This is a genomic window from Agrobacterium bohemicum (assembly GCF_002896715.1).
GTDB classification, from domain to species: domain Bacteria; phylum Pseudomonadota; class Alphaproteobacteria; order Rhizobiales; family Rhizobiaceae; genus Agrobacterium; species Agrobacterium bohemicum.
This window is the reverse complement of the sequence record NZ_PGEL01000028.1, coordinates 163,204-189,963: the sequence shown is the minus strand read 5'-3', so window position 1 is coordinate 189,963 and position 26,760 is coordinate 163,204. Positions and strand designations below refer to the sequence as shown.

Annotated in this window: 23 protein-coding genes; 8 read left to right on the top strand and 15 right to left on the bottom strand. The window is 57.6% G+C overall.

Annotation, left to right across the window (positions count from 1 at the left end; all coding sequences use genetic code 11):
• Positions 1-87 precede the first annotated feature (87 nt).
• The gene (locus CUC55_RS19585; protein WP_103088896.1) at positions 88-1,494 is read left to right on the top strand and encodes a L,D-transpeptidase; all 1,407 of its coding nucleotides are present in this window, start codon (positions 88-90) and stop codon (positions 1,492-1,494) included.
• Positions 1,495-1,625: 131 nt separating this feature from the next.
• On the opposite strand, the gene CUC55_RS19580 is transcribed toward CUC55_RS19585, so the two are convergent.
• The 7 genes from CUC55_RS19580 to CUC55_RS19550 all read right to left on the bottom strand — a co-directional run bounded on the left by CUC55_RS19580 (position 1,626) and on the right by CUC55_RS19550 (position 9,396).
• Entirely contained in the window at positions 1,626-2,855 is a 1,230-nt protein-coding gene (locus CUC55_RS19580) for an MFS transporter (RefSeq protein WP_103088895.1), read from the bottom strand.
• A gap of 49 nt (positions 2,856-2,904) precedes the next feature.
• Positions 2,905-3,549: a TetR/AcrR family transcriptional regulator gene (locus tag CUC55_RS19575; protein WP_067645225.1), complete on the bottom strand. Its 645-nt coding sequence runs from the start codon at positions 3,547-3,549 to the stop codon at positions 2,905-2,907.
• A gap of 65 nt (positions 3,550-3,614) precedes the next feature.
• Complete coding sequence (locus CUC55_RS19570; RefSeq protein ID WP_067645228.1) at positions 3,615-4,328, bottom strand: ParA family protein; 714 nt, start codon at positions 4,326-4,328, stop codon at positions 3,615-3,617.
• Between the two features lie 226 nt (positions 4,329-4,554).
• On the bottom strand, positions 4,555-5,307 hold the full coding sequence (locus CUC55_RS19565; RefSeq protein WP_067645232.1) for a HugZ family pyridoxamine 5'-phosphate oxidase: 753 nt from the start codon (positions 5,305-5,307) through the stop codon (positions 4,555-4,557).
• Positions 5,308-5,368: 61 nt separating this feature from the next.
• Entirely contained in the window at positions 5,369-7,021 is a 1,653-nt protein-coding gene (locus tag CUC55_RS19560) for a thiamine pyrophosphate-binding protein (RefSeq protein ID WP_103088894.1), read from the bottom strand.
• Positions 7,018-8,223, bottom strand: a complete 1,206-nt coding sequence (caiB, locus tag CUC55_RS19555) for a succinate--glutarate CoA-transferase (RefSeq protein ID WP_103088893.1) — start codon at positions 8,221-8,223, stop codon at positions 7,018-7,020. Before caiB ends, CUC55_RS19560 begins: the two co-directional genes overlap by 4 nt.
• A gap of 225 nt (positions 8,224-8,448) precedes the next feature.
• Positions 8,449-9,396, bottom strand: a complete 948-nt coding sequence (locus CUC55_RS19550) for an alpha/beta hydrolase (RefSeq protein WP_067645241.1) — start codon at positions 9,394-9,396, stop codon at positions 8,449-8,451.
• Between the two features lie 119 nt (positions 9,397-9,515).
• On the opposite strand from CUC55_RS19550, the gene ettA reads away from it, so the two are divergent.
• Positions 9,516-11,165, top strand: coding sequence for an energy-dependent translational throttle protein EttA (ettA, locus tag CUC55_RS19545; protein WP_103088892.1), 1,650 nt, complete (start codon positions 9,516-9,518; stop codon positions 11,163-11,165).
• Positions 11,166-11,447: 282 nt separating this feature from the next.
• On the opposite strand, the gene CUC55_RS19540 is transcribed toward ettA, so the two are convergent.
• Positions 11,448-12,215 carry a DpnI domain-containing protein gene (locus CUC55_RS19540; protein ID WP_067645246.1) on the bottom strand — a complete coding sequence of 256 codons (768 nt, stop codon included), beginning with the start codon at positions 12,213-12,215 and terminating at the stop codon, positions 11,448-11,450.
• A gap of 496 nt (positions 12,216-12,711) precedes the next feature.
• Here CUC55_RS19540 and CUC55_RS19535 point away from each other — a divergent pair, with 496 nt between their 5' ends.
• Together CUC55_RS19535 and metF are read left to right on the top strand one after the other, a co-directional pair.
• Positions 12,712-13,725, top strand: a complete 1,014-nt coding sequence (locus CUC55_RS19535; protein ID WP_103088891.1) for an ArsR/SmtB family transcription factor — start codon at positions 12,712-12,714, stop codon at positions 13,723-13,725.
• 1 nt (position 13,726) lies between these two features.
• The gene (gene metF / locus CUC55_RS19530; RefSeq protein ID WP_103088890.1) at positions 13,727-14,623 is read left to right on the top strand and encodes a methylenetetrahydrofolate reductase [NAD(P)H]; all 897 of its coding nucleotides are present in this window, start codon (positions 13,727-13,729) and stop codon (positions 14,621-14,623) included.
• Between the two features lie 429 nt (positions 14,624-15,052).
• Here metF and CUC55_RS19525 read toward each other — a convergent pair whose 3' ends face one another.
• From CUC55_RS19525 to CUC55_RS19495, 7 genes are all read right to left on the bottom strand, one after another.
• Positions 15,053-16,279, bottom strand: a complete 1,227-nt coding sequence (locus tag CUC55_RS19525; RefSeq protein WP_103088889.1) for a lytic murein transglycosylase — start codon at positions 16,277-16,279, stop codon at positions 15,053-15,055.
• A gap of 168 nt (positions 16,280-16,447) precedes the next feature.
• Entirely contained in the window at positions 16,448-17,239 is a 792-nt protein-coding gene (locus tag CUC55_RS19520; protein ID WP_103088888.1) for a glycoside hydrolase family 25 protein, read from the bottom strand.
• A 183-nt stretch (positions 17,240-17,422) separates the two neighbouring features.
• A complete protein-coding gene (locus tag CUC55_RS19515) occupies positions 17,423-18,046 on the bottom strand; it encodes a class I SAM-dependent methyltransferase (protein ID WP_067645621.1) in 624 nt (207 codons plus the stop codon).
• 50 nt (positions 18,047-18,096) lie between these two features.
• Positions 18,097-19,347 carry a BtaA family protein gene (locus CUC55_RS19510; protein ID WP_103088887.1) on the bottom strand — a complete coding sequence of 417 codons (1,251 nt, stop codon included), beginning with the start codon at positions 19,345-19,347 and terminating at the stop codon, positions 18,097-18,099.
• 305 nt (positions 19,348-19,652) lie between these two features.
• Entirely contained in the window at positions 19,653-19,922 is a 270-nt protein-coding gene (locus CUC55_RS23700; RefSeq protein ID WP_425352891.1) for a lytic transglycosylase domain-containing protein, read from the bottom strand.
• An 851-nt stretch (positions 19,923-20,773) separates the two neighbouring features.
• The gene (locus tag CUC55_RS19500; RefSeq protein ID WP_067645265.1) at positions 20,774-21,409 is read right to left on the bottom strand and encodes a LysE family translocator; all 636 of its coding nucleotides are present in this window, start codon (positions 21,407-21,409) and stop codon (positions 20,774-20,776) included.
• Between the two features lie 174 nt (positions 21,410-21,583).
• Positions 21,584-22,795: a pyrophosphate--fructose-6-phosphate 1-phosphotransferase gene (locus CUC55_RS19495; RefSeq protein WP_103088885.1), complete on the bottom strand. Its 1,212-nt coding sequence runs from the start codon at positions 22,793-22,795 to the stop codon at positions 21,584-21,586.
• A 321-nt stretch (positions 22,796-23,116) separates the two neighbouring features.
• On the opposite strand from CUC55_RS19495, the gene CUC55_RS19490 reads away from it, so the two are divergent.
• From CUC55_RS19490 to CUC55_RS19475, 4 genes are all read left to right on the top strand, one after another.
• Positions 23,117-23,857, top strand: coding sequence for a J domain-containing protein (locus tag CUC55_RS19490; RefSeq protein WP_170063936.1), 741 nt, complete (start codon positions 23,117-23,119; stop codon positions 23,855-23,857).
• A complete protein-coding gene (locus CUC55_RS19485; protein WP_067645269.1) occupies positions 23,854-24,621 on the top strand; it encodes an N-acetylmuramoyl-L-alanine amidase in 768 nt (255 codons plus the stop codon). The genes CUC55_RS19490 and CUC55_RS19485 overlap by 4 nt, the downstream gene beginning before the upstream one ends.
• Positions 24,622-24,866: 245 nt before the next feature.
• Positions 24,867-25,403: a lytic transglycosylase domain-containing protein gene (locus CUC55_RS19480; protein WP_103088884.1), complete on the top strand. Its 537-nt coding sequence runs from the start codon at positions 24,867-24,869 to the stop codon at positions 25,401-25,403.
• A 67-nt stretch (positions 25,404-25,470) separates the two neighbouring features.
• Positions 25,471-26,658, top strand: a complete 1,188-nt coding sequence (locus CUC55_RS19475; protein ID WP_103088883.1) for an FAD-dependent oxidoreductase — start codon at positions 25,471-25,473, stop codon at positions 26,656-26,658.
• Positions 26,659-26,760 lie beyond the last annotated feature (102 nt).

Here is a 26,760-nt window from a genome sequence, read left to right as displayed (position 1 = left end):
ATTGCATTAACCGCGAATTCACCTTTNCCACAATAGGGTCAAGATTAACGTGTGTGTATTGGGAAGAACCCAAGGGATCGCAGAATCGTGAAACTTTTAATTAACGCAATGTTCGGTCTCGCTGTCGCGACGACCTCCGTCCTCCTGCCCGCTGAGGCCAGCGCGCAGCAACGGCAGGTCTATCAGGAACAGCCTATGATGGTAACGCCCGATGGGCGGGTTCTCGATTTCATGCCCGAACGTGGCGACATCGTCATCAGCCGCGACCGGATGGGCCGCACTGTTTACTTTGACCGTTACGGCAACCTTCTTGCAACGGAAATGCAGCAGGGTGCGGCTCCGCGCCGCCAGGCTCAGCAAGATCCCTATTACAATCAGAATGACACCTACTATCCACCAGCGCCGAGCCAGAACCGGGAGCCACAGCGCGATTACGGTTATCAGGGCAACGGCGGCGGCGGGCAGGATTATCGTCAGTACCGTGGCGATGGAAGCGACATAGACCCGTATACGGGGTCTGTCGAAGGGCCGGGCGCTGTCGAAAGCGCGCCGCTGGGCCAACCGATGCCGGGTGAGAGCACTGTCACCGCCGTGCCGCAGCCTGACCACCTCATCGAGCGTAACCAGCCGGTGACGGCTCCTGTCAATCGCTCGCGTCAGGAAATTGTTGCGCTTCAGGTGTTTCTCGACCGCGAAGGCATTTCGCCTGGTGTGATCGATGGCAAGATGGGTGACAACGTCAACAAGGCCATCGCTGCCTGGCAGGACATGACGGGCGACCGTCTCGACCCCAACAATACAGATGACATTCTGGAGCGTCTGCGCAACACCGGCGGTCTGGCCATCGTGGATTATACGATAACCGCAGCAGACGCGGCTGGTCCTTATGTTGCCTCCATTCCGGATGACTACGCCGAAAAGGCGCAGCTTCCCGCCATGGCCTACACGTCCACATCGGAAGCCCTCGCTGAGCGTTTCCACATGGATGAGACATACCTGAAGGAACTCAACCCCGGCGTCGATTTCACTGTACCAGGCACGATCATCAAGGTCGTCAGCCCCGGTGAGCCGAAGAAGGGGCAGGTCGCTCGAATCGTTGCCCACAAGGGCATCAAGCAGGTGTTCGCCTATGACGAAAGCGGCGTTCTGATTGCGGCTTATCCTGCCACTATCGGTTCTTCGGATACGCCTTCGCCATCCGGCACGCATACCGTCGAACGCATCGCGCTCAATCCCGGCTACACCTATAACCCGAAGATCAACTTCCAGCAGGGCCAGAACAGCCAGATATTGCAGATCCCGCCCGGTCCCAACGGTCCCGTCGNTACGGTCTGGATTGCGCTGTCGAAGCCGACCTATGGCATTCACGGCACGCCGGAACCATCCAAAATCGGCAAGACCAACAGCCATGGCTGTATCCGCCTGACGAACTGGGATGCAACGGAACTTGCTAAGATGGTCCGCCCGGGTGTTGTGGTGGAGTTTGCCGAGTAAGAGCAACTCGCTCAACACTCTCTCCAACGTCATCCTCGGGCTTGTCCCGAGGATCTAACGAACCCNGACATTGAACGTGGATAGATCCTCGCCACAAGGGCGGGGATGACGTCCAAATTGTTGGTCCTGCCTTACCCTAACTTATGCACTCGTTTTCCGGCCCGACGTTCCGTCAGGAAACATGCGAAGGCAAGCGCGGGCAGTGCAAAGCCAAGCCATGAGGCTGCGACCCATTGGCCCTGCGAGTAGGCCCAGCCGCCGACCGCTGAACCCACGGCACCGCCCATGAAAAACGTTGCCATGAAGATGCCGTTGAGGCGGCTGCGGAATTCGGCACCCAGCGTGAAGATGGCGCGCTGGCCCAGCACCAGATTTGTCGTGACCGCAAANTCCAGCACGATTGCTGCAACGACCAGCAACGCCAGAGCCAGATGCGAACCTTCCGGCGCAATGTGAGTGATCAGGAACGATGCCATAGCCGCCAGCAGCGCGCCCAAGGTGGCGGCCCATGTCCAGCCGCGATCAGCGAGGCGGCCTGCAATCGGCGCGGCTATGGCACCAGCCGCACCTGCCAGCGCAAACAGCGCGATCTCTCCCTGTGACAGCCGGAAAGCCGGACCGCTGAGATAAAGCGGCGTCACCGTCCAGAACAGGCTGAACGCCGAAAACATGCCAGCCTGATAGATTGCGCGCCGTTGCAGAAGAGGCGTGTTCGCGGCCAGCTTTGCCATCGACGCAAGAAGGGCGCGGTATGGCAGTTTCGCATCCGGCATACGGCGTGGCAGCAGCCGGTAGAGCACCAGTGCCAGTACGGCCATCACAACAGCCGACATCAGAAACACGCCGCGCCAGGAAACCAGTTCGGACAATACACTCGATAGTGGTCGTGCCAGCATGATGCCGACCATCAGCCCGCTCATGATGCTGCCGACAACCCTGCCGCGGCTGGCATCCGGTGTCATATGCGCGGCCAAGGGCAGAATCATCTGCACAGCCACAGAACTGATGCCGACAAGGAAAACAGCCGTGAGAAACTGCGAAGCATGCGGTGCCAGTGCCGCCGCAATCAAAGCCGCGACCGCCATGCCCACAGTCGTTACGATCAGTTTNCGGTTTTCGATCAGATCACCCAGCGGCACGACAAACAGCAGTCCCAACCCGTAACCGATCTGCGTCAGCGTCACGATCAACCCGGTTGCCCCGGCGGAAAGGCCAAGCTCCGCACCGATGACGCCGGCGAGCGGTTGGGCATAATAAAGGTTTGCCACAATCAACCCGCAGGCACTGGCCAACAGAAAAATCATTGCGGAAGAGATAGCCTCTTCCTGTGCAGGCTCGGAACCAAGCACTGTAGATGTCATGTCACGTCTCCAAATTAGGAAATATTCATTTCCAAAATACGCATAAAAATCAGTCGAAAACCTTCATGGCCACATCGACCACCGCGTTAAGTTCCGCTTTCTCAAGGCCGGTCTTGCCGACCACCCGCATGCCGTAAATCAGGCAAAGCACCGTCTTGGCGAGAGCGTCTGCATCCATTGCGTTCGACACCGATCCATCCGCTTGTCCTTCACGCACGAGGCGCCCCAGTATGGTCTCGCGCGCATCAATGGCACGGCGCACGACACGCGCCATATCCTCGTCCAACGAGGCCAGATCGGCAGCAGCACCCACGACGAGACACCCTTGTCCACCGGACTGTCCAATGCAGGCATCGGCATAGAAGTTCATCGCCGCCAGCAGCTTCTCCCGCCCGGTTTTGCCGGTCTGAACGGCCGCCTCGAAGCGCTTCGTCTGCACCAGCCTATAGCGCTCGACGGCGGCGATGTAGATGTCCTTTTTATCCTTGAAAGCCTTGTAGAGGCTGCCCTGCGTCAACTCCATCGCCTGCGTCAGATCACCCACGGAGGTTGCGTGATAGCCACGCTCAGAAAACACGCCGATAGCCTTGTCGATCGCCAGATCGACATCGAACTCACGCGGGCGACCGCGCTGGCGGATAGGGTAAGATGGTGAAGGAGCGTTGGTCATGGTCGCAATATAGAAAACGATCATTTCCAAATCAAGCAGAATTTTGCGCCCGGTCGCAAAACGTGCCGGGCGCTCGAAACTATTGGTAATCAGGCCGCTTTTCGACCGAGGAATTTNCCATCACGGTCAGAACGGACGACACGGACCGGCATCAGGCGCAAAACCTCGTAGGCAAAGTTGCGCACATTCTCCATCGCCTTCTCGACGTTGCTGACCTTTTGACAGTCCAGCGCTTCGAGCGTGCCGCCACAGTCGAAAATGTCGCGGAAGGCGGCGCGTTCGGCAATTGGCGTGTTCAGAACGCGAACGTTCTTCTCCGCCAACAGCGCCTTGACCAGCAGCATGGAGCGCGTGCTGATCATGGCGTTGACGCGGGTCAGCACAACCGAGTGATCGATCTTCATGCCCATCTTGCGATTGAGAAGCTCGATATGCTCCAGCACTTCGGAAGCGCCGCGTGCATCCATGGCGGAACCCTGAACGGGGATCAAGACGTGGTCGGAAATTCCGAGCGCCATCGTCAGCAGTGGACTTTTGGTGCCGGGGAGGTCGATGATGAAACAGTCCGTATTGGACCTGTTTTCACGAATATGCGTTTCCATCGAGGCCATGGTGACGTGTGAGATGACCGAGAGATTGCGCATCTCGCCGGACATTTCGGACCAGCGCGAAATCCACAATTGCGGATCGGCATCCAGCACCGTCACGCGGTGGCCCATGCGGGCAAGTTCGGTGGCAAGCAGCAACACAGCCGTGGTCTTGCCGGCGCCGCCCTTGGTATTTGCAAATGTAATGACTGGCATAAGGGCCCCCGAATGCAGAGCCTGATTTCATCGCTCTTCAACGCACCGCGACATTCATGGTGCGATGCATATTGTTAACGAAGATGGTTAACGAAATGGAAATATCTGCGATGCCTTGTTGCGAAAGTGAAGGATGGCACGGTGAAGATGCTTCTGGTGGTGCCACCCATCAATATCAAAAGGCAAAGGTCGCGAGTTTCGCTTTGATCTGAATCTGTTACCGCTATCACTTCGAGGATTGAGTCAGTACCTTCGCAAGTTGATTCACACTTTCCACGCGCTCGTCAAACCACATCCGGGCAAGGTCACTGACCGAAGCCAGGTCGATACCATCCGGGTCGATCGACGTGATTTTCCACGCGCCGGATTTGCGGCCTGCCAGTACCGCCAGCCGTGATGCCTCGCCCTTGATGACGTTCAGGCGCGAGATTTCGGCCTCCAGCCCATCCGCGCCCGAGAGATCGGTACGCAGATCCGATGGTGTGATATTGCTGGCATTGCGGGCAGGGCCGCCATTGATTTGGACGCCTTCGATATTGAGACGGTAGAGCTGCGTATCCGGTAACGAGAGATAGAGTTTGGCTTTGGGGTAGCGGGCGATATAGCGCGCCTTAGCCAACGGCACTTCGTCATCAACCATCAGCACCGCTTTGCCGACCAGCGTCAGTCTCGGCAGTGTCAGCGCGTCGCCCTTGTTGAAGGGTGCCAGCACCAGCGAGATGCGCGGGTCCGCCTCGATATTGCGGGCATGGAGTGCGAGGCGAGCGGTGAAGAAGAAGGGCGTGCCATCCGGCTCGACGGCGATGTTGGTGGCGGTGTTGTAGGGATAGCCGCTCTGCGGATCAAGCGTGGCGAGACCGGCGGTACGGCAGGTGTGCAGAACGTCCCGCGCCACGCGCACGGCTTCGAAAGGCGCACCGGCTGAGGGTTCTATGTTTGCGTTTCGTGGGGTGATAACTGCCGGTGTCGTCTCTGCCATGATGCTCTCCGTTGTCAGACACGGTTTACATCATGGCAGTCCTATTTNCATTGCTGAAATATCAGCTGCGTTCGCGAATCTGCGTCAACGTCCGCGCAGGAGTAATCGCCTCAGGGTCGAGCTTCACTTCGATAATCGAGGGCTTGCCGCTGGCACGGGCGCGTTCATAGGCAGGGCCGAAGTCTTCGGTTTTCTCGACGATCTCGCCGTGGCCGCCATAGGCTTTGGCGAAGGCGACGAAGTCAGGGTTGACGAGATCAGTGCCGCTGACGCGACCGGGATATTCCCGTTCCTGATGCATGCGGATGGTGCCGTAGGTGCCGTTGTTGACCAGCACGGTGATGATGGGCAGGCCATAGCGCACGGCGGTGATGAATTCCTGCCCGTGCATCATGAAGCAGCCATCACCGGCAAAGCAGACGACTTCGCGTTCCGGAAACAGATGCTTGGCGGCGACTGCGGCGGGCAGGCCATAACCCATGGAGCCGGAGGTGGGGGCCGATTGTGTGTTGAAACGCTGGAAGCGGTGGAAGCGGTGCAGCCATGTGGCGTAATTGCCCGCGCCGTTGGTGAAGATGGCGTCAACAGGCGTATTGGCTTCGATCCAGTCCATGATCGGACCCATCTGCACTGGACCGGGTCCGGTTTTCGGTGGGGTGGACCATGTCAGGTAGGCCGCGTGCATGGCGGCAGTGCGCTCTGCCCATACCGGATTTNCCGGGACTTCCAGTGTGGAAAGCGCTTCCACGAATTCAGTGGACGACGCGCAGATGGCGAGGTCCGGCCTGTAGACGCGCCCGAGTTCTTCCGCCTGCGGGTAGACATGTACCAGTGTCTGCGACGGGTAGGGAATGTCGAGCAAAGTGTAACCGGAAGAGGGCATTNCCGACAGGCGTCCGCCCAGGAGGACAATGAGATCGGACTGCTTGATTTCCGCTGACAGCGCCGGATTGATGCCGATGCCAACATCGCCTGCGTAGGACGGGCTGAGATGATCGAACAGCGCCTGACGGCGGAAGGAGCAGCCGACTGGCAGCTTGAGGCGTTCCGCGAATGTCTTGAACTGCGCAACGGATTGTTCTGTCCAACGGGTGCCGCCGAGAATGACCATGGGACGCTTGGCTGCACCCAGAAGCTCTGCGAATTTGGCCATTTGCTTTGGGCCGGGGTGGTTTTCCACCGGCGTGTAAGGCTTGGCCTCCGGTGCGTCCACCAGATCGACCAGCATATCCTCGGGCAGGCTCAAGACCACGGGGCCGGGGCGACCGGAGGTGGCGACCGCAAAGGCGCGGGTGACGAATTCCGGAATGCGACGGGCATCATCGATCTCGCCGACCCATTTGGCAAATTCGGTGAAGGCGCGGCGGTATTCGACTTCCTGAAAGGCCTCACGCTCACGGGCATCGCGCTGCACCTGGCCGATGAAANGGATCATCGGGATGGAATCCTGCATGGCGATATGCAGGCCCGCAGACGCATTGGTCGCGCCGGGACCGCGCGTTACCATGCAGATACCGGGCTCGCCCGTCAGCCGTCCCCAGGTATCGGCCATCATCGCCGCGCCACCTTCCTGACGGCAGATCACGGTCTCGATGCCGCTTTCATACAGCGCATCCAGCACGGCCAGATAGCTTTCGCCGGGTACGCAGGAAACACGCGACACACCGTTGGCTTTCAAGGCTTCGACAATCAGCTGTCCGCCGGTTCTTTTCATGGTGCCAGGTTCCTTTCTATGTCGTCCAACTCGGCCAGCACTTCTGCCTGATGCTCCCCGAGACGCGGGCTCGGTCGCTCATAATGCAGAGGCGTTTCCGACAATATGATCGGTGTTCTTACACCAGGAATGACGGTGCCGTCTGCGGCTTGAAGATCAACGCGCAGGCCGCGTGCCTGAACCTGCGGATCGGCGAACATTTCATCGATGGAATTGATTGGCCCGGCAGGCACGGCACTGGTTTCGCAGGCCGTCAACAGGTCACGCTTCATCCATTTGAGCGTCTCGGTCGACACGATCTGGCGAACCTCCACCTTGTGCGCGACGCGGGCCTTGTTGGTGGCGTAGCGCTCATCGTCTGCGATGGCATCGATACCGAGGATTTNGCAGAGGCGACGGAATTGCCCGTCATTGCCGACAGCCAGAATGAGGAATCCGTCAGCCGTCGGCACCACTTCATAGGGAGAAATATTCGGGTGGGCATTGCCCAATCGCACCGGCGCTTTGCCGGACATGAGGTAATTCATGTTCTGATTGGCCAGCACGGCCGATTGAACATCCAGAAGTGCCATATCGATATGCTGGCCCTGTCCGGTGCGCATGGCGTGGATGAGAGCGGCCTGAATGGCGGTGACGGAATAGATGCCGGTGAAAATATCGGCAACGGCAACGCCCGCCTTCATCGGCTGGCCATCCGGCTCGCCTGTGATTGACATGAAACCTGACATGCCCTGGACGATGTAGTCGTAACCGGCGAAATCCGCATAAGGGCCGGTCTGGCCGAAGCCGGTGATGGAGCAATAGATGAGCTTGGGGTTGAGCGCTCGCAGAGACTGATAATCCAGCCCGTATTTCTCCAGCCCGCCACGCTTGAAGTTCTCGATCACCACATCGGCGGTCTTGACCAGCCTGCGCACCGTCTGGCGGCCCTCGTCGCTTTTCAGATCGACGGTGATGGAGCGCTTGCCGCGATTGGTGGAATGGTAATAGGCGGCGGAAAGATTATCGCCATCCTTGCTCTCCACAAAGGGCGGCCCCCAGGCGCGGGTATCGTCGCCACCATCGGGGCTTTCCACCTTGATGACATCGGCACCCATATCGGCCAGCATCTGCCCGGCCCAGGGACCGGCGAGCACGCGGGCCAGCTCGATCACACGAATGCCCTTCAAGGGCGGCTGTTTCTTATCGGAAGGTTCTGCCATGTCTATCTCACATATTTCAGAAGTTTATAGACGGACGAACTTCTGCGTGCATGTGAAATTATCTCATGGCGTCATTCCGATTCGACAAATACTCATACGTCATCTTCGGGCTTGACCCGAGGATCTACTGGCGTTTGACGTCGTGGGTCGTTAGATCCTCGGGTCAAGCCCGAGGATGACGTCGAAATAATAGATACCGTTCCCCATTTACGTGAACGCTTTGCGCTACATCCCATTACTTAAAACTGCCACCTTCCTTGCCCAGGCCGCAAAATCCGCAGCCGGAACTTCCCAGCCGATTTCGTGCAGGGTTTCGTGGCGCATGCCGGGGTAGATTTTGTCTTCGACGTTGGTGAAGCCTGCCGCACGGAATTGCTGCGCCAGCCAGACGATTTCGCGGCCGTTGTTGGTCGCGGCGTCTTCGTTGCCGCTGACGAGCAGGATCGGCAGGTCTTTTGGCAAGCGCGACAGGAGTTTCGGGCCGCGATAGGACATTTCGAACACGTCCTGCCAGAGTGAGACGCTGGCTTCGAACTGGCAGAGCGGATCGCCGACATAGGCATCGACGGCCGCCTTGTCGTGGCTGAGCCAATCGGCCATCGTGCGTTTTTCCGGCATCTTGCTGTTCCAGATGCGGAAGGTCGCTTTGGGCAGGATGGCGCTTGGGACGTCAGAGCCTTTCAGCATCTTCTCGATCCGCAGAACGACCTGCGCCAAGCGGCCCATAAGGCCGGGGTGGAGGTTGGAGTTCCAGATCGAAAGGGCATCGAAGCCGCCGGGATTGCTGACGGCGGTGTTGAGAGCGATGAGGCCGCCCATGGAGTGTCCGAAGAGGATGACAGGCAGGCCGGGATGGCGTTCGCCAACCAGAGTGCGCATCGCCATGACATCGCTGATGACCTTGGTGACGCCGTCTTTCCAGGCAAAACGACCGATGGGGGCGTCGTCTGCCTTGGTGCGGCCATGGCCACGATGATCATGGGCGTAAACCTCGAATCCCTGTTGCGCCATGACATCGGCAAAGCGGCGGTATCGGCCCGCATGTTCCACCAGTCCGTGGCAAATCATCAGGATGCCCTTTGGCTGGCCTTGCGCCGGCTCGTGCCGGTAGGTGATGGATGCGCCCGAAGGACTTGCCAGTCGATTGATTTCACTAAAGGCCATATCGTCCATTCATCTCTCCGCGCCTGTGCTTATTGTTGGCCAAGAGGTTGCTCCCTGGCCCTATTTACCCTACATAGCGGCAAATTTCCCATTCGAATTTTCAAATCTGACGCGGAGCATTCGCTACAATGGCACGTCAATTCATCTACCACATGTCGGGGCTGAACAAGTCTTACGGCGCCAAGAAAATCCTTGAAAACGTCAACCTGTCTTTCTACCCGGATGCCAAGATCGGTATTCTCGGCCCCAACGGTGCCGGTAAGTCCACTGTGCTGCGCATCATTGCCGGTCAGGACAAGGAGTTCACCGGCGAGGCGTGGCTGGCAGAAGGCGCGACCGTTGGTTACCTGGAGCAGGAACCGCATCTGGACGAAACCAAGACTGCGTTCGAAAACGTCATGGTGGGCGTGGCCGACAAGACGGCCGTGCTTGAGCGTTATAACGAACTGATGATGAACTATTCCGACGAAACTGCTGACGAGGGTGCCAAGCTTCAGGACATCATCGACAGCCAGAACCTGTGGGATCTGGAACAGCAGGTCGAAATGGCGATGGAAGCCCTGCGCTGCCCGCCGAAGGATAGCGACGTTTCCCTGCTTTCGGGTGGTGAACGCCGTCGTATCGCGCTGTGCCGTCTGCTTCTGTCCAAGCCGGACCTGCTGCTGCTCGACGAACCGACCAACCACCTTGACGCCGAAACCATTGCATGGCTCGAAAAGCACCTGCGCGATTACCCCGGCGCCGTGATGATGATTACCCACGATAGATACTTCCTGGATAACGTCACCGGCTGGATTCTCGAGCTCGACCGTGGCCGTGGCATTCCTTACGAAGGCAACTACTCTGCTTACCTGACGGCGAAGGCCAAGCGCATGCAGCAGGAAGCCCGCGAAGATGCAGGCCGCCAGAAGGCAATTTCGCGCGAACAGGAATGGATCGCATCCAGCCCGAAGGCACGTCAGGCCAAGTCCAAGGCGCGTATCAAGTCCTACGAGCAACTGGTGGATGCCGCCGACAAGCAGCGTCCCGGCGACGCACAGATTATCATCCCTGTTTCCGAGCGTCTCGGCCAGGTGGTCATCGAGATGGAAGGCATCGTGAAGGGCTTTGAAGGCCGCACGCTGATCAATGACCTGTCGATCAAGCTGCCCCCGGGCGGTATCGTCGGCATCATNGGCCCCAACGGTGCCGGTAAGACGACGCTGTTCAAGATGATCACGGGTCAGGAAAAGCCCGATAGCGGTTCGGTTCGCATCGGCGAGACCGTTCAGCTTGGCTACGTCGACCAGAGCCGTGATGCGCTGGATGGAACCAAAACCGTTTGGGAAGAAATTTCCGGCGGCGCTGAAATCATCAAGCTCGGCAAGTTCGACATGAACTCACGCGCTTACTGCGGTGCCTTCAACTTCAAGGGTGGCGACCAGCAGCAGAAGGTTGGCAACCTCTCCGGTGGTCAGCGCAACCGCGTGCACCTGGCGAAGATGCTGAAGGCGGGCGGCAACGTTCTCCTCCTCGACGAACCTACCAACGACCTTGACACCGAAACACTCGGCGCGCTGGAAACGGCACTCGAAAACTTCGCTGGCTGCGCCATCATCATCAGCCATGATAGAATGTTCCTCGACCGCCTTGCCACCCACATCCTCGCCTTCGAAGGCGACGGCCATGTAGAATGGTTCGAAGGCAACTTCGAAGACTACGAGCAGGACAAGGTCCGCCGTCTGGGTGCAGATGCGCTCAACCCGGGTAGCCAGGCGTATAAGCGTCTGACGCGCTGATCTGCCTTATCCACTTGCGACTTCAAAAAGGGCACTGCACAAGCGGTGCCCTTTTTTGTTTGACTGATAATGATGATGCCGAACTTTATTGGCGAGTTATTGGTGCGTCACCGCGGGCACTTCCTATTTCGGGCCCGCTAGCCTACTTGCTCGCTGACTGCTGCGGGGCGGGCCAACTTGCCGGTCCAGTGCCGCTAGAGGGATAAATAGTCGAAAGTAACTCTTGCAGTAGATGGCCTACAGCAGGATTGAGTGAGCCCGCATCAGAAATCTAGTACTTGCTTACGTGGCGCGACGATAAATTCCAGCGCCGAGAAATTCCAGGTATCCGTTGTCGCGTAATATTTGCAGCTGCTGTCTGATTTTTGCTTTTACGTTGTTATTGTTGGGGTAAATCTCGCTCAGATATCGAGTGAAACTGTACACGTTGTCGAGTGTAAAGATGGAGTTTTCGATTTGGTCGATGCAGCTCATAACGTCCACAAGCCAACCGCGTGCGGCAGGCGTGTGTCGCTCCAGAAAAGCCGTTTTTTGCCACCGGGACAGAACATCCGAGCGACTCTTAACAATTCCATCTTGTACAACACAAATCAGTCCGATCTGCGGAATGCGTTCAAGAAGTATATTTGATCCTACCCACCCTGCGCGACGTGCCGAAGGCTTAAGGGGCTTCCTGCGCTCAATCAACGATGCAGTAAAGAAGCGTTTTGGGACCACGTAAAGTTGCCTCACGGCAGCGTCCGCCACGTCATATCTCATCAGGATCAAATTCGGTGATGTATCCGATTCTAGCCTTTCAACTTTTGTCTGATACGCGCCATTTGCAATCTTCCTCCCGAAAGGCTTTTTCTGGCTTTTGAGTTCGTACTGGTCGTTGCATCGCATACAGTAAAAATCGGCTACAGGAAGATTTCGGGGAAATTGTTTGAGACTCTGATTTCCACAGTTAGGGCAGTAGATCGATTGCTCAATCCATGCTTCGGTCAGAACTCGAGCTTTCTGCGAGCCACTCACGTAAGTTCGGTCTGGCTCTGAGAATTCTAATTTCATATCGGACGCGAAAGCTCCGTTGCGAGCTTGCCCAAAANCGACGCTAGAACTGGGATTTTNGTCTCAGCCATGCGGGTGTAATTCGGGGTGTAGTCTGCGTCAGGCGGCGAATAGTATATGGCGATCGTACCGTCGCTGCCTTTCGTCATATAGACTGATAAATCAAGGCACGTGATTGGACTGATGTCAGAAACTTCACAAACTGGACAATCGTCGTCGCACTCACAGGACCAGTCGTCGTTCCACTTCGCTCCACATTCTTCGCAAATATAAAAGTTCCGATACCAAGCCACAGTCCGCTCCCACGACAAACATCAACTAATATGACGTAGGAATACGAAGTTCGCAATCGAGCGCGCTGTGTGGCAATCATCGCGATACCCGTTTGATTAGCATGCATTGCGTCCCATGAGATCAATTACCTATGCGATCTTGCAGGCTTCACCAAANTCGTATAAACATATCTTTATATGTTGATTGGCTTGAGGTTTGTGCATTGGCTTTAGGGCTTGATAATCTGGTGGGGCTGTTGAAGGCGGCGGGGGAGCCGACGCGGTTTCGGTTGTTGGCGCTGTTGGGCGCGGGCGATCTGACCGTGACGGATCTGACCGAGATTCTCGGTCAGTCGCAACCGCGTATTTCGCGGCACCTTAAGCTTCTGGCCGAGGAAGACCTGATCGACCGTTATCAGGAAGGTGCCTGGGCATACTTCCGTTTGAAGCAGGATGGCAAGGCTGCCGAGCTGGTCAAACAGCTTCTTTCCGTCGCGTCTCCCAACGACGCCGTTCTTTTGCGGGATTTCGAACGGCTTTCCTCCGTCAAGCGGGTGAGGGCGGAGCGTGCGCAGGACTATTTCAGCCGCAATGCATCCGCCTGGGACGAGCTTCGCCGTCTTCACGTCAGCGATGACGCGGTGGAAAGCGCTCTTTCGAAACTGATCGGCACGACGCCTGTCGATTCCATGCTCGATCTTGGCACCGGCACGGGCCGCATTCTTCAGCTTCTCAGCGGCATCTATCGCCGCGCAATCGGCATCGATGCCAGCCGCGATATGCTGGCGGTTGCTCGTTCCAACCTCGACAAAGCTGGCGTGGCACACGCGTCTGTACGCCATGGCGATATTTNGAACCTGCCGCTGGAGAGCCAGGATTTCGATCTGGTGGTGGTGCATCAGGTGCTGCACTTCCTCGATCATCCCGAGATGGCAATTGCCGAAGCGGCGCGCATGTTGCGTCCGAATGGCCGTCTGGTGATCATCGATCTGGCGCCGCACAAGCTCGAGTATCTGCGAGAAGACCACGCGCATGTTCGCCTCGGATTTTCGCATCAAACCATGGAAGAGTGGCTGAAAAAGGCGGGGCTTTCGCCCGAGAAGGCGGTTGATCTGCATTCCGGCAATGTGTCCGACCAGTCTCTTGACGTAACAATCTGGGTTGCGCGCGATCCGCGCCTGCTGATTGCGGGCGGGCAGGTGGTCGACGCACCGCTTCTATCAGCCGGGAGGGCATGACATGACAAAAACCGATCCAGACCGACACACGAGCGGAAATTTCAAGCTCTCCTTCGAGTTCTTTCCGCCCAAGAACGCGGATATGGATGTGCAGCTTTGGGAAACGGTCGAGGAACTTGCGCGCTGGAACCCGGACTTCGTGTCCGTGACCTATGGCGCTGGCGGAACGACAAAGGCGCCGACGTTGGTTGCGGTCGACCGCATGATCTCGGTGGCGGGTCTGTCGACAGCCTCGCACCTGACCTGCGTGGATGCCAGCAAGCAGGAAGTGCACGACGTTGTTGAAGAGCTGCGCGGCATCGGCGTCAAGCATTTTGTGGCGTTGCGGGGCGATCCGGCCACTGGCCCCGGCACGGCCTATAAGCCGCATCCCGATGGCTATGAGAATGCCGCAGCGCTGGTTCGCGGTCTGCGCGAGATCGATGATTTNCAGATTTCAGTTTCCGCATATCCTGAGAAACACCCGGAAAGCGAAAGCACCGATGTCGATATCGATATGCTCAAGCGCAAGGCCGATAACGGCGCGACGCGCGCCCTGACGCAGTTCTTCTTCGATAATACGATGTTCGAGCGTTACATGGAGCGCGTGACCAAGGCGGGCATCACGATTCCCATCGTTCCCGGCATCATGCCTATTCAGAATCTGACGCAGTTGAAGCGGTTTGCGGGTCGGTGTGGCACGAGCATTCCAGCGTTTCTCGATGAGCGGTTTGCCGGTCTGGATGACAATCCGGTGGAGCGGGCGAAGGTGGCTGCGGATGTCGCTGCCGAGCAGATTCTGGATTTGCAGCGCCATGGCATCAGTGAGTTCCACCTTTACACCATGAACCGTGCACCGCTGGTGAACGCGGTTCTGGAAAATGTCGGCTATCGCCCCTTGAGGCAATCGGCTGCCTGAACAGCGTTCAATTGAACATAAAAAAANGCGCAGGTTCTGAAAAACCTGCGCTTTTTNAATGGGTTATGATAATCAACGACGGGTGTGCGTGTTAAACCCCAAAGTCGCGCGTCAGATGAAAAGCATCACTCCGACAAACGCAAACGCTACACCGATTGCTAAGGCATTAAGAGAATTTGAAAGTGCCATGCTCTGCCTCCATTGTGTTGACAGTAATCATTATGACCGTTTTGTGTCTCTTGGAAAGCGGTTTCTATGATGCAGTGCACACGAAAGAGCGAGTATTTTCCAACGGTTGGCCTCAATGCATTGAAAAACAACTTATATTACCGTTTGAAAAATTCGGTGCAAATAAGCCTTAAACGTAAACGGCCATGGTTAATGCCATGGCCGTTTGGTCTATGTCGTGATTCTACTGAGCGCCGTCGATCAGAGAGCGTCGAGCAATGCGCGTGTTGGCCAGCCATCGGCGGGTAGACCGAGTCGCTGCTGCTCACGCTGCACGGCGATGCGGGTGCCGGAGCCGAGGATGCCATCGATCTTGCCGACATCATGCGTCTTCGCATCGAGCTTGGTCTGCAGTTCCTTCATGGCAGCATCGTCAAGGCCGGGCTCTGGATTGCCCTTGGCATACACCGGTGCGCCCATGAAGCGGGTGGCGAAGTAGGCGGCTGACGTGGTGTAGATGAAGGACTGGTTCCATTCCAGATAGATGTTGAAGTTGGGGTAGGTGATGAAGGCAGGACCCTTGCGGCCCTGAGGCAGGATGAGGGCTGCGGGCAGGGCGCCGAAGGTCTTGTTGCCATCCTTGGGGGTAACACCGAGGTTGAACCATTCGTTAGCCGTCAGCGTGCCGCCAAGGCCGGATTTTTCCCAAGGCAGATTTTCCGGTACGGAAACTTCCTGAATCCAAGGCTCGCCCTTCTTGAAGCCGAGATGCTGGATGAACTTTGCGGCCGTCAGAATGGCATCCGCGCTGCTGGACTTGACGTTGACGTGGCCATCGCCATCACCATCCACGCCGAAGGCGATGATATCCTTCGGCAGCATCTGTACCTGACCGATTTCGCCAGCCCATGCGCCGGAGTTGGTAGCAGGGTCGAGATCGCCGTGCTGAACCATTTCGGTGAGCGCGATGAGCTGAGGGCGGAACAGTTCCGGGCGGCGACAATCATGCGACAGCGTGACGAGCGCGTTGCGGGTGTTGAAGTCGCCCTGAACGGCACCGAAGTCCGTTTCCATGGCCCAGAAAGCGGCGATGACGCCTGCGGGAACACCGAATTCGTCTTCTGCGCGCTTGAAGGTGGTGTTGAGTTCCTGAATTTTCTTTCGGCCCATATCAAGCCGGCCCTGGCTGACGGTACGCTGGGAAANTTCGAGGAAGGTCTGGCGGAAAACGCCCTGTGCGCGATCGCGCGACAGAACCTTCTGGTCGATCTGCGCGCCAGCCAGCGCCTTGTCCACGGCTTCTGCTGGCACGCCCTTGCCGACGGCTTCCGTCTTTACGCCTTGCAGGAAGGTCGCCAGGTCGCCACCACAGGCGACCTGTTTCGGGTCATCCGGCGAAGCCACGGGAGTGACGGCGAGTGCCGAGCCGCAGGACAGGGTGAAAAGGGTGGCAGCAAGTGCGAGGCTGCGTGGCGAAANGCTGGACATCAGAATTCCTCAAATGTGCGATTTAGACCATGCGTTCGCCAAGTTTTGTGGCGGAAGCGTGGGCAAGACGATGGAAANGCGTCAACAGACGTCTGTTTNCAACGCCATGCGATCAATTCACAGCACATCTGCTGGAATTGTCGCAAAANTCAAGTTGAAATCTATGAGCTAGCCGCGCGNCTGGTTGGCGGATGCCACCCATGTGCGCCAGTTCTTTTCCGAGCCAGCAAAGACATTGATATCTGTCGGAGTGCTGATGCCGGGAATGACGCCGGTGCCGGTATATTGCCAGAAGGCCCATTGGCGGTCGCTGTAGATTTGCGTCGGATGGGCGGCGACGGAGCGGACCCAGAAGGGGTAGCTCTTGAACTGACCGACCAGATTATCGCGGTGGAAATCCACGCTGGTGTAGATGATCGGGCGCTTGCCGTAATGGCGTTCGATGCGGGTGAGGAACTGCTGTATCTCGGCGCGGACCACATCTGGTGAAGGTCGTGTCTTGCAGGTTGGGGAGGCGGGGTTCCATTCCACGTCCAGCACCGGCGGCAGCTTCATGGATTCTTTCGGGACGGTGCGAATGAACCAGTCTGCCTGCGCATCTGCCGACGCACAGAAATAATAGAAGTGATAGGGCGCGTGCGGCACACCCGCGGCTGAGGCTTTGCGCCAATATTCATCGAAGCGCGCATCCACACGGTCCGTGCCTTCGGTTGCCTTGATGAAGGCAAAGGAGACGCCTGATTTGCGCACGGTGGCCCAGTCGATATCGCCATTCCACTTGGACACGTCGATTCCGTGCACATCATGCTTGTGCGGTGAGCGTGCGCCGAAATCCTGCGGATCATTATCCTTGAAGCGCGGCCTGGCGACGGATGCAGTTTCGAGGAAATCATAACTGGTGGAGGTGCAGCCGCTCAACAGGAGGATGGACGCGAAAAGAGCCGGAAGTAGCCGCTGCATGATGATCCCAGTGAAACGAATGAAAGTCCCGCCGGCTGCCTGGTGAGAAGCGCCGTAATCTCCTGTTTACCATAACAGGGTAAACAAGCCGTTATGGCAAGATGGGCGGCGGGAAATTCTGCGGCTTAGAGCGGCTTCTAACTAGCAAAGGCAGCGGGGGCAAGCCACACCCACGTTTCGACTTCAGCCCTTCGGGAGCGTCAGAACAGCGCGCCACGCGTATCCTCGTGCAATCGGCTGGAACTCGAGCGTTGCCTTGTGGCTGCCCGCCAAAGCTTCAAGAACATAACGCATATTGGCGCGCGGCGTGACGTGGAACTTGGTGAGCCATGCCTGAAGCAGGGTGCGGAAGGGGCGGGGCAAGCCTTCCTGCTGGCCGAAATCCACGATGTGCAAGGAGCCACCGGGTGCGAGCGACGCCAGTGCGCGCTCCACGGCCTTTTCCCAGTCCGGTATCATCGACACGGCATAGGAAATCATGATTCGGTCGAAGCCTTCGTTTCGGGCGAATTCGCTGATCTTGAAGGTTGTCGCGTCCGAGACCCGCAATACAGGCCGTTCCTGACGTCCGCCGAAGTTTTCAGCGGCCGTCGTCAGCATTTCTGCCGAGATATCCAAACCATAAAGCTTGGCGGTGGGGAACAGCTTCGATGCACGAAGAAGATTGCGGCCAGTGCCGCAGCCGATTTCCAGCAAGCTGCCGCCCTGGGGTACATCGAGCTTGTCGATGGTCGTGTCGCGCCCCAGAAGGTAATATTTGCGGGTGATGTCATAGATGTGCCGCTGGTTGCGGTACATGCGGTCCATCAGGTTTGCATGATTGGCATCGCCAAGGCTGATATTGTCGCCGATGATCTTCACGCCTGAGCCCTCTGATAGATATGGAAACCGCCATAGATCGCGGAGCGGTCGCGGGCGTTCAGCTCTTGAGAACGTTCGCCGAGATAGGACCATTGCGCTGCGATATCCGGCGACAGGCGACCCTCGATCACGCTTTTTTCGGCTGCGGTGCGGAAGATGACGCGCGCGTCAGGCGCTGCCGTGCGGCTGATCTGCGACCACAACTCGTTGATCTGCACATCGCTCATCCAGTCCTGCGCGTCGAGAAGCACGTAGCGATCGACGGAGGAGGCGGGTTTGGAGGCGAGCAGTTCGGTGAAGGTGGCGTGGTGGACGTGCACCCGTGAGGCGTTTTCACGGATGGCCTGATAGTAGTCCCGACGCAAATAATCCGGCAGATTGCCTTCCTGCGCTTGCGGGTAACGACGTGCGAAGGCCTGCCAAGCGAAATAATTCTCCTTCAGCGGAAANTCACAGGCCAGTTTCTCGAGACGTTGACGCAGGACCGGGGCAATGGTGTTGCCATCCGACAGGCTGGCGAGTTCGTCATACTGGCGCGGTGGAATGCCGAGACCGAAGAGCGAGCTCTTGCGCTTCGTCAGCCAGCGGATGACAGGCTTGTCGAACAGCGGCGCCACCTTTTCATCGAAAAACTGGCGTTGCTCATCCATGGAGCGGGTATTGGCCATCTCCTGCAGCTTCACGCCATGCAGACGGGCCAGCACATGGCCGACCCCGATGAAACGGCCCAGTAGGCCGGTGCGGTAGATATTGCGGTCGAAGACAGAGATGCGACGGCGTCCGCTCAAAGTGCGCTTGGACCAGTAAGCGCGCGTTTGTGCATCGAGGTTCGGCGCGATGAACTGATCGTAGCCATTGCTGTTGGAGCGCACGTTTGCGACGCCGAACTGGCGCACGACATCTCCATGGCCGGGCAGATGGCGGAAGGCGGCCAGTTTCAGCTTGTTGAGCGCAATGTGGTGCGGATTGAGGTCGACCACATCGATGCGTGACGGATTGCGCGAGAGGTAAGCCAGGACGTTGCAGCCGCCTGAGCCGATGGTGACGATGCTATGGCCATCACGCAATTCCATGGCCTGCATATCGATTTCAGGGTCTTCCCAGATTTGCGGATAGACCAGACCGGAAANCAAAACGCCGAACAATCTCTCAGACAGGCCGCTGGTGGACAGGGCCTTGTGCTGAAGGAGGGCGGACTTGAGCTTTACGTTTTTGCTGAAACCGGTTTTTGGAGCGACACTCGTCATCTGATTCCACCTCTCATTCGGTTGAGAGGCGTTTAGCGACGAGACGCAACAGTTTGATGACGGGGGTGATTGCCATATTCGATGGCAGTGGGCTTGGCCCACCCCCCTCTGTCCTGCCGGACATCTCCCCCTCAAGGGGGGAGATCGACTCGTAGCGACCTCTCGGCTATCTTGAACGGTGTGGGAGGAGTGATGAGCAGACGTCTAGCCGATCTCCCCACCTGAGGGGGAGATGTCCGGCAGGACAGAGGGGGTTAAGCCCCACACGCCGATGTGCAATCTCGGAAANTGATAGGCCGCTAGTCCTACTTGCGCAGAACGTGCAGCATGCCTTTGCGCTTGGCATCGTAATAATAGCCACGTGCATAGAGGCGCACGGCGTTGTCGCGGTTGTTATCGGCGACGAGCCAGGCGCCGCGCAGGTACTTTACCGCATATTTCAGGTTGGTTTCAGCGTCGAACAGGCCGGAGGCGGGGCCGTCGAAACCCATGGAGCGGGCTGTTGCGTGCTTGATCTGCATCAGTCCGAAATGGCCGCCATTGACGGCCTTGGGATTGTAGCGGCTTTCGCGCATGACCACGCGGTGGACGAGATCTTCCGGCACCTGATACATGGTCGCATATTTGGTGATGAGACCGCTGAGCTTCTGCCGGCCTGCCATGGACGGCGCATCCAGTGAGGGCGTCAGGCCTTCGCGGGTGCTGATGGCGGCAAGAGCGGCGTTCTGAGGTGCCGAAGCGTAGGCCAGCATGGCACCCTGTGGCTTGGGAACCGGGATGACGCTTTGCTGACGCATCATGTCTTCGGTCAAAGGTACAGCGGCTGCCGATGGTGTCCNGGGTGCACCNGGGGCAGGGGGGAAGCTGCCTTTGAGCGCAACGACCTGCGGCAGGGCAGAGGTGGCGGTCTGACGTGCAACGGCGGCTGCAGCAGGCGTTGTGGCTGCCGGTGCGGCCAGAGCGGTCTGGGTTGCTGCCTGTGGCTGAATTTGTGCGTCGATGGCTGCTGCGGCTGCAATTTCCGATGCAGGTGGAAGTGCGATACGTGCGCCCTTGGCCGTAGCGACTGTCGGAAGAGCTTCCGCTGTCGCATTTTCAGCGACCTGTGCTGGGGTAGAGGATGCACTGGCCGGGCTTGCGGCTAAGGTGCTTTCCACCGTAGCGGCGGAGGCTATCTGAGGCTTGGCAATATCGCTTTTGGATGCGACTTCTACGCTTGTGCAGCCCGCCAGTGTCAGCGCGATGCCGACTGTGGACGACAAAAGAAGAGCCGATTTNCGGCGAAAATTGCCTTCAACTTTCATGCGTCCGCCCTTGAATGTGCCTGTCGCTCGATACCCCCGTTTCTCGCGAAGCAGGCAGTCCCTATCCGGCGATCATTAACCTATCGTAAGGATTCCGGCAAGCAGGGACTCATATTTGCGTTTCAGGCGGCAATCCGGCGGTATCCGGCGGTCACGGCGCGGCCCGCGATGAAGTGGGTTCTTTTCGGATTGCGGAGCTTTTTGGTCACGGACATGCGCCGCACCGAAGTAATGGTCAGCCGCGAGAAACTGGCCTGGAAAATCAGGCAGACAACCGTCAGCAGCAGCACTGCCGCCTGCATTTGCAATACCATTTCAATGACATTGCGTGTGCCGTTGACGAATTGTACCAGGAAGGCAATGAAGAAGCCGAAATAGCGCAGGCGAAGCGCTGCGATCACGAAGCAATCGGTAAAGATCGTGCCGAAGGTCTTTCCACGCAGATTGTCGTTATCCGCATTCGACTCACGCGCTGCTGGCGTTGCGAGTGTCCACAGGCTGAACAGCATCAGCCAGCCGGTGCCTGCCCATTGGATGATGTCGAGAACAGTGGATGGCAGGAACTCCGATCCTGCGACGACGACGGATGCTGCCGTCACCGTTGTGACGATACCAAGAGTTGCGCCCACGACCGAGGCGACGAAGGCGCGCTTACCGCGAATGGCCGCGTAACTCGCGACTTTGAAGGATATGGGCGAAGGCAATGCGAACAGAATCACACAGGCCGTGCAAAAGACCAGCCAAACTTGTGCGGACATATGCGTTCCTCCTTGCCCTCCCCGACGTCATTTNCCTTTAACCTACAACATCGGCCCAGAAACCGAAACGGATTTCTGGGCCTGACATGGATAAGGTGATGAGCGGTGTGTTTCCGCCACAGTCTTTTAGCGTAGACACATAGAACAGCGTAAGGCCGCGTTTAGCTCGATTGATCAGGCAGCCTGATAAGGCTGGCCGATGTGATCCATGACCTCGCCGAACCATGGCGTCGACAACTCGAAATGCTTGCCACCCTTGATGCGCGGGAACTCGATGGTGCGCAGCTTGCCGCCCTGGTCCTCGTCGTGACCGGTGACGCCGGAGACCTTGTTGAGCGCGCTTTCGACGGCCAGATCGACCATGCTCTGAATGAGGCGTAGGTCCTGACCGTTGGCAGGGGCGGAGCGGGCGTAATAGCCGGACTTCTGCACCATGGTGCGCTCTGCGCCGATGAGGCTCGCAAACTGCTTCTGGAACCAGCCGCCGACATTGATCGTGTCGATCTTGACGTGGCCAAAGGCATCGCGCTTCACGGTATCGCCAGCCGCCTCACGCTCGGCCACGATGGAATCGAGACCGGCGCCTTCCGAAACGAAAAGTGTGACGAAGCCCGTATCGTTCATGATCTTTTTCAGGCGTTCTGCTTCGGCCTGAATGTCGAAAGCCATTTCCGGCAGATAAAGGCCGTCGATGCTTTTCAGCTTTTCGTCCATCAGCAGACCTTCGACATATTCATTGCCCTTGGTCTTTTGAATGTAGGCGCGGGCGGTTGCAGCGGTGAGCCAGCCGCAATGGCGGCCCATGACTTCGTGAATGACGAAAGTCTTTGGTGCGGCACTCTGTTCGTTGCTGACATTGTCGAAGAAGCTTGCGCCGACTTCGGCTGCGGTCCACGCGCCGAGCGACTGCTTGATCGGCACCACATCATTGTCGACGNTTTTGGGAAGACCGACGACGGTGAGGTCATAGCCGTTCGCGCCGAGATAAGCGGCAAGATCTGCCGCCGTGGTGTTGGTGTCATCACCACCGATGGTATGGAGAATGGTAACGCCATCGCTTGCAAGGCGGTCGGCTGCAACTTTCAGCGGGTTTTCGCCTTCCTTGACGAGGCCGCGCTTGGCACAGTCTGCGGCGTTGGTCAGCTTGACGCGGCTGTTGCCGATGGGTGAGCCGCCGTAGCGGTGCAGTAGGTGCGCTTTTTCCCGCATGTCGGCGGTGATTGCGACGCTGTCGCCAAGAAGAACTCCCTGATAACCGGAGCGATAGGCCACGATGTCGATATCAGGCGCGATGTCGCTGTAGCGTTCGATCAAGCCACCCACGGCAGAGGAGAGGCAGGGCGCGAGACCGCCTGCGGTCAACATTGCGACTTTCTGTTTGGCCATCGTGGCACTCCTTCGTGTTCGCTTCCGAGATATATGCGGCAAATGGATGGGGCAGTGAAACCTGCATGTAAAGTGAATTTCTCAAGAAAATCGGGCGTTTTGTGGCAATTTTCAATGTGATAGAGGCTGTTGGCCAATCTAATCGTTTCAATCGCGGAGATGGTGTACCATTCGCGCCCCGGCCTGTGGAAAACCGCTTTGGTGGCGACGAAACCGCGCCGGAAAGACCGCTCGGTGCGCGGCTTTCAGATGAAAAAANGTTAATGATCCGCGACCTTTATGCATATTGCATTCGTCAAATCGGAGTTTATGCTTGATTTCATGATGTACGATTTCGCCTGTTTGCAAATTTCATCCTTCCTGGAACGTCTACTGGGCGCAATCGGCGACGCTGCTGGAAGCGTGTTGGGGCGCGTGATCGAAGCTGTCAGAACAGTATTCGAGGGTGACCCGGAAACGCGTCGGCAGGTTTCTTTTNCCGTTGCCATCATTGCGCTGTCCGCCAAGATGGCCAAGGCCGATGGCATGGTGAACAATGCCGAAGTTCAGGCTTTCCGCCAGATTTTTGATTTCCCCGATGAGGAAGCCAAGAACGTTGCCCGCCTCTACAATCTGGCACGCCAGGACGTGGCCGGTTACGAGGCCTATGCCGAGCGGCTTGCCGGGCTTTGTGGGTCTGGTGACCAGAACTGCGAAATGCTGGAAAGCGTCATTGACGGCCTGTTTCATATCGCCAAGGCTGACGGCTTGATTCACGAGCGTGAATTGGCGTTTCTGGGACGCATCTCGGAAATATTCCGTATCAGCGAAGATCATTTCGAGACGATCATGGCACGGCATGTGCACATGGAAGGACGCGATCCCTACCGCGTTCTGGGTGTTTCGCCTTCCGATGAATTCTCCGATATTCGCAGGCGTTACCGGTCGTTGGTGGCGCAACACCACCCGGATAAGCTCATCGCGCGTGGCGTTCCCATGGAACTGCATGCGGCCGCCAATGAGCGTATGGCAGCGCTGAATGCGGCCTATGCGGCCATCGAGAAAGAACGCCGCGTCGCATGAGTGAATTCACAGCGGACTATGCAGGTGCTTCCGTCGTGCCTTCGCCGAACCATGGCGAGCGGGAAGGGGTGGATGGCCCCGACATCATCATTCTTCATTATACCGGCATGAACAGCGCCGATGGCGCGTTGGCGTGGTTGGCCAATCCTGAAAGTCAGGTTTCCAGCCATTACTTTGTCTATGAGGACGGTCGTGTCGTGCAGATGGTGCCGGAACGTCGCCGTGCCTGGCATGCGGGCAAAAGCCTCTGGGATGGTGCTGCCGATATCAACTCCCGCTCTATTGGCATCGAGATTGCCAATCAGGGTCATCCTGCGGGATTGCCGGAGTTTCCTGAACCTCAGATAAAAGCGGTCATCGAATTGTGTCGTGATTGCGGCGCGCGCTGGTCGATCGCGCCTGAGCGGGTGCTGGGGCACTCCGATATTGCGCCTGTCAGGAAGATCGATCCGGGTGAAAAATTCCCGTGGGACATCCTGTCGCAGAACGGCGTCGGGCACTGGGTGACACCCGCGCCGATCGGCGGCGGGCGTTTCTTTCAGCGCGGCGATAGCGGCCAGCCCGTGGAAGCCTTGCAATCCATGCTCTCTCTCTACGGTTACGGCATTGAAATAGATGGCGTTTACGGTGAGCAGACAGAAGGCATCGTGGCGGCTTTCCAGCGCCATTTCAGGCCCGCTTTGGTGGATGGCATTGCCGATGTTTCGACCATCGATACGCTGCACCGGTTGATTTCCAGTCTGCCGAAATTTCGCAGCGCTTAAGGCGATTTTTTAGAAAAAACGTTCGTGAAAATTGATTTGGTAAAGCGTATTTTCTGTGCCGCCACAGTAATTCCTTATTATGCCCCTCTATAACCCCTCATCAAACCGCGACCTGTTCAGTTTCGAGCAGAGATCGTCAACAATAATGATGAGGACTTTTGCCGGATTGTTCCAATGAACTTTCCCGCTGGCTTCGCTATGCAAGTGACGCCCCAAAGTCTTCATACCGGAGATCCGTTTTACTGATGAGAAGAGTGCTTTTTGCTGTCTCGGCCTGTCTTTCCATGCTCGCGGCACAGAGTGGTATCGTTTNAGCCAAGGACGACGTGAAGACCCAAACCATTCCGCTGGAAACCTATTTCCGCAAACCCGGCTATCCCATTCCCGAGAAGTCTCTTCCGACAGTTTTGAAGAATGAATATTCCGACCTGATCGTCAAATATGCCAAGCGTTACGGCGTGCCGACCAATCTGGCGCATGCCATCGTTTCCGTGGAGAGCAAGTTCAATCCAAAGGCACGGGGACGTGCCGGCGAAGTCGGGCTGATGCAGATCAAGCCCGCCACGGCGCGGATGATGGGCTATCGCGGCACGACCAAGGCGCTTTACGATCCTGAGACCAACATCCGCTGGGGCATGCAATATCTGGCGATTGCTCACCAGCTTGGCGGTAGCCAGGTGTGCAGCACGATTTNGCGTTACAATGCAGGCCACGGAGCCACACGCATGAACCCGGTTTCGAAGCGCTATTGCGGCAAGGTGCAGACGCTGTTGCAGAGTTGATGCCGTTTTGCGGCTTTTGAAACACGCCTGATTTTGCTAGGCAGCGCTTACGCGCAGGAGCAAGATCATGGTGGATTTCAAATATATCGTCGTCGGTGCGGGCATGATGGGTGCGGCGGCGGCTCGGCATCTTTCCGCTGCCACGGATGGTGTGGCATTGATCGGGCCTGCTGAACCGCTGGATCGCAAGAACCACAACGGTGTGTTTTCCAGCCACTACGACGAGGCGCGAATCACGCGTGGTTTCGATGGTGATCCTGTCTGGGCCGAGTTGGCGAAACGCTCCATCGGTCGCTATGCGCAGATCGAAGCGGAAAGCGGCATTCGGTTCTACCATGAGGCGGGTTGCCTGTTTGCTGGTAACGGCAAGGGTTTGGGTGGCGATTATGTATCCAGTGCCATGGCGGCGCGTGACAGGTTAGGCCTCGAGATGGAAGTGTTTGGCTCCACGCAACTGGGGCAGCGCTTTCCGATGTTCGATCTGCCTGATGATCACGAGGGTTGGTTCGAGCCGCGCAATGCGGGCTACGTCAATCCGCGTGCTCTGGTAAAGGCGCAGATTGCGATTGCCGAAACACAGGGTGCCAAACTGATCCGCGAAACGACGATGCGCATTCACGACACCGGCTCGGGCGTGGAGGTGGTGGCGGATGAGGGGCGGCGCTATACGGCGCAAAAGGTCATCGTCGCGGCGGGTGGCTTCATCAATATGGCCGATCTGCTGCCATCGAAAGTCGATATGGCCGCGACGGGNCGCACCATCGCGTTTTTTGAGTTGGACGAGGAAAAGCAGCAGGTTTTTGCGGCGATGCCTTCGACTATCGTGCTCGCAGAAANTGCCGACGACATCGTCTACATCCTGCCGCCGGTGAGATATCCCGATGGCAAGGTTTACCTGAAAATCGGTGGCGAGAGCGAAAAGGGCAGGCTGGAAACGCTGGGCGAGGCGGTGTCCTGGTTCCACTCCGACGGGACCGTCAGCGAGGTCGATTTTCTGGTGAAGCGCGCCATCGAACTGATGCCGGGACTTGCCGGTTGCCTGGTCACATCAAGCTCCTGCGTCGCCTCCATCACGCGCACCGGCTATCCGTATATTGGATATACACAGTCGTCCAACATTGCCGTTTTGACGGGCGGTAATTTTGTGTCGGCTAAGTCTTCGGATGAGATCGGACGGTTGGGGGCGGTGCTGTTGCTGGACGGGCAATTGATGGAAGAGGACTTTGCGGGGCAGGTGGGGCCGGTGTTTGTTTAAAGCGGGTGGAGGTGGGTGCGGCTTACCCCCTCTGCCCTGCCGGACATCTCCCCCACAAGGGGGGAGATCGACTCGTGGTTAGCTCTTGGCCATCTCTAATGT

Coding starts and splice junctions, on each gene's coding strand:
- CUC55_RS19575 (WP_067645225.1), bottom strand. CDS start 3,549: ATGATCGTTTTCTATATTGCGACCATGACCAACGCTCCTTCACCATCT.
- CUC55_RS19565 (WP_067645232.1), bottom strand. CDS start 5,307: ATGGCAGAGACGACACCGGCAGTTATCACCCCACGAAACGCAAACATA.
- CUC55_RS19550 (WP_067645241.1), bottom strand. CDS start 9,396: ATGGACGATATGGCCTTTAGTGAAATCAATCGACTGGCAAGTCCTTCG.
- CUC55_RS19540 (WP_067645246.1), bottom strand. CDS start 12,215: ATGAAATTAGAATTCTCAGAGCCAGACCGAACTTACGTGAGTGGCTCG.
- CUC55_RS19515 (WP_067645621.1), bottom strand. CDS start 18,046: ATGGACCGCATGTACCGCAACCAGCGGCACATCTATGACATCACCCGC.
- CUC55_RS23700 (WP_425352891.1), bottom strand. CDS start 19,922: ATGCGCGAAAGCCGCTACAATCCCAAGGCCGTCAATGGCGGCCATTTC.
- CUC55_RS19500 (WP_067645265.1), bottom strand. CDS start 21,409: ATGTCCGCACAAGTTTGGCTGGTCTTTTGCACGGCCTGTGTGATTCTG.
- CUC55_RS19485 (WP_067645269.1), top strand. CDS start 23,854: ATGAGTGAATTCACAGCGGACTATGCAGGTGCTTCCGTCGTGCCTTCG.